Raw genomic sequence first — 3421 nt, 5'->3', positions numbered from 1 at the left:
CTCCTGGAGAAGCTGGGCGCCCTGCCCGCGACCCCCCGCGCGGTCCTCACCACCCCCCAGGTGCGGGCCGCGGTGGCCGCCTCCCTCGACGACGAGGGCGGCGCCGTATGGGACGAACCCACCCCGGACGCCGAGGAGTTGGCGGACACGGTCCTCGCCCTCGTCCGGGACGCGGGCCTGGAACCCGGTGACGAACCCTGGCTCGGCGCGCTGGCCCTCCCCGACGAGGAGGGCGAACTGGCGCCCGCAGGCGAACTCGTCCTCCCCGGCAGCCCGTTCGCCCAGGTGATGCGCGAGGACGAACTGGCCTTCGTGGACGCGGACTTGGCAGACCGCTGGGGCGAACAACCCCTGGCCGCCTGCGGAGTCCTCGCCACCTTCGCCCTGGTCCGCGCCACCGACGTGGTCCTGGACCCGGACGAACTGGAGCCCCGAGACAGCGACTTCGCGGAACCGGACGACCCCGGCCTGCTGGACTCGGTGGACGTCTGGTCCGAGGACGTCCTCGACCGCTTCCCCGACACCCCCGTCCCACCCGTGGCAACGGAACTCGTAGCGGTCCGCGACCTCGACCTCGTAGACGACGACCGCTGGCCCCAGGCCCTCGCCCTCCTCGCCCAGCCACCCCTCCGCGACGCGATCACCCAACAGGTCCGCATCCTGCTGCCCGACGGCTCCTACGAGGTCGTACGGCCGTACACGGCCTGGTGGCTGCGCGGTCACCCGGTGCTCGACGGCCGCCGCCCGGCCGGCCTGCTGGCGTCGGGAGGCGACCCGCTCCTCCGGGGTCTCTACGACGAGGCCGACGCGACGGGCTTCGACGACGAACAGGTACTCCGCGCACTCGGCGTCCGCACCTCCGTCGCCGCCCTCCTCGACGAACCCGGCGGTGCCGCCGAACTCCTCGACCGCCTGGCCGACCCGGACCGCGAGGTCACCGGAACCCAACTGCACGCCCTCTACAGCGCGTTGGCCGCCCTGGACCCCGAACAGGTCACCCTGCCGGACGACTTGAGGGCCGTGGTAGACGGCGAGGTGACGGTCGTGGACGCGGCGGACGCCGTGGTCGTGGACTCACCCGACCTGCTCCCCTTCACAGCGGGCGTCCCCCTCCTCCCCGTACGCCCGTCCCGGGCAGCCGAGTTGGCCGAACTCTTCCAGGTCCGCCGCCTGAGCGAGTCCGTCACCGGAGAGGTCACCTCCGAGGGCGCCGAACACGGCGTACCGGAATCCGTCCGCGTCCTCCTCGGCCCCCTCACCCCCGCGACCTATGTCGAGCACGAGGAACTCGTCGTGGACGGCGTGGAGATCGACTGGCGCCGGACCCGTGACGGAGTGCTGCACGCCTCGACCCTGGAAGGCGTAGCCGCAGGCCTCGCCTGGGCGGCGGGCCAGTGGCCCCGCCGCTTCGAGGTGGCCGCCCTCCTGGAGGACCCGTCCCGGACGGAGGAACTCGCCAGGGACCGCTGGTTCGACTGACCGGACAACAACCGGGGGCCCGGAGCGATCTTCACCATCACCCCAAGAAAAAGTCACGAGATGTACAACCATTCCCCCGCCTCGCGAATCTGATCACCTGAGCCACCCGGTTCCATGATCTCGTTCACGTTCCACTGGGGGAACACATGCGCATACGTGCCACCGTCGTCGCCGTCTCCGGCGCCCTCGCCCTCTCCGCCCTCGCGGTCCCGGCCGCCCAGGCGGACGGCGGTTCGGGCGACACCAAAATCACCAAGGTGGTCGTCGACGGCGACAACACGGTCAGCGTGAGCGCCGCCAGCACCAAGAGCATCAAGGTCAGCGTCACGGCCACCGACAACTCGGGCATCGCGAGCGCGGACGAGTTCTCCTTGATCGGCCCCAACTACGGCTACCTCTCCACCGCCAAGCCGACCTGCGTGAAGGTCAACGCCACCACCTCGACCTGCTCCGCCACGGTCCTGGTCGACCCGAGGGTCGGCGACGTCTTCAACGACGAGGCCGGCACCTGGTACGTCGACGCGTGGGTCGACGCCAAGGACGGCGACTACATCTGGAAGGAGAAGGCCGCCTCCTTCAAGATCCAGCGCGCCTCCCAGCTGACCGCCAACGCCGCCCCGGAGCCGGTCAAGAAGGGCAAGACCATCACGGTCACCGGCAAGCTGTCCCGCGCCAACTGGGAGACCCACAAGAACGCGGGCTACGCGAGCCAGTCGGTGAAGCTCCAGTTCCGCAAGAAGGGCGCCAGCACCTACACCACGGTCAAGACGATCAAGACCAGCTCGACCGGCACCCTGTCGACCACCGTCAAGGCGACCGTCGACGGCTACTTCCGCTACAGCTTCGCGGGCACCTCGACCACCCCGGCCGTCAACGCCGCCGGTGACTTCATCGACGTGAAGTAGTCCGGGCGGCGATGGCGGAGTCTCCGCACTTCATCACGGGTTGGTAATACCCGTACAAAGTCTCGATCCGTCGTACAACCATTCCCACCCGTCACGGATCAGATCTTGCGAGCCAACAGGCTCCGCCATCACTTGGGCCCCGGCGCCGACGACGAGCCGTACGGAACGACCACCGCGCAGGGGCCCCCTTTCTCCACTTGGGGAACGCATGCGCATACGCGCCACTGTGGCTGCCGTCTCCGGCGCCCTGGCCCTCTCCGTCTTCGCCGTACCCGCCGCCCACGCGGACGAGGTCCAGGGAGACACCACGATCTCTGGCGTCGTGGTGAATGGTGGGAAGGCGGTCGTCGTCGGCGCGACCGCGAAGAAGACCATCACCGTCAGCTTCACGGTGAAGGACGCCTCGGGCGTCGGCTGGGCGCAGGCCATCCTGTACCACGGTGCCGACATCGACTCCTCCGACACCGGTTCGGTCGCCACCAGCAGCAACCACCGCGCCACCTGCACCACGGTCAACGCCACGACGTCGACCTGCAAGTCGACCTTCAACCTGACGCCGAACACCGAGGTGTTCAACTTCGCGGCCGGCAGCTGGAAGGTCTGGGCGATCGCCACGGGCAAGGACAACGACTACGTCCAGAAGGACAACGCGAAGAGCTTCCAGGTCCAGCGCCTGTCGAAGCTCACGGCCGACGCCACCCCGGAGCCCGTGAAGAAGGGCAAGACCATCACGGTCACCGGCAAGCTGACCCGCGCGAACTGGGACGCCGGCACGTACTCCGGTTACTCGACCCAGCCGGTCAAGCTCCAGTTCCGCAAGAACGGCTCCAGCACGTACACCACGGTCAAGACCATCAAGACCAGCTCCACCGGCGCCCTGAAGACCACCGTCAAGGCGACCGTCGACGGCTACTTCCGCTACAGCTTCGCGGGCACGTCGACCACTCCGGCGGTCAACGCGACGGGTGACTTCGTCGACGTGCGGTAGCAGCGGGTCGTCGTTCGGCTGCGGGTGTGTGGGGGCTGGTCGCGCAGTT

Annotated in this window: 2 protein-coding genes and 1 pseudogene; all 3 read left to right on the top strand. The window is 69.0% G+C overall.

What is annotated here, in order from left to right; translation table 11 throughout:
- Window positions 1–1479: pseudogene (locus JHN45_RS51230) on the top strand (molecular chaperone Hsp90); the annotation flags it as partial.
- Between the two features lie 146 nt (window positions 1480–1625).
- A complete protein-coding gene (locus tag JHN45_RS51225) occupies window positions 1626–2384 on the top strand; it encodes a calcium-binding protein (RefSeq protein WP_201056342.1) in 759 nt (252 codons plus the stop codon).
- A gap of 208 nt (window positions 2385–2592) precedes the next feature.
- A complete protein-coding gene (locus tag JHN45_RS51220) occupies window positions 2593–3372 on the top strand; it encodes a calcium-binding protein (RefSeq protein WP_200717496.1) in 780 nt (259 codons plus the stop codon).
- The last annotated feature ends 49 nt before the right edge of the window (window positions 3373–3421 follow it).

The organism is Streptomyces sp. MBT53, from assembly GCF_016654115.1.
Taxonomy (GTDB): Bacteria; Actinomycetota; Actinomycetes; order Streptomycetales; family Streptomycetaceae; genus Streptomyces.
The sequence above is the reverse complement of the archived record's forward strand: the minus strand, read 5'-3'. Positions and strand labels throughout refer to the sequence as shown.

Bases quoted from the DNA above. Each gene is read 5' to 3' on its own strand.
- JHN45_RS51225 (WP_201056342.1), top strand. From the start codon at position 1,626: ATGCGCATACGTGCCACCGTCGTCGCCGTCTCCGGCGCCCTCGCCCTC.
- JHN45_RS51220 (WP_200717496.1), top strand. From the start codon at position 2,593: ATGCGCATACGCGCCACTGTGGCTGCCGTCTCCGGCGCCCTGGCCCTC.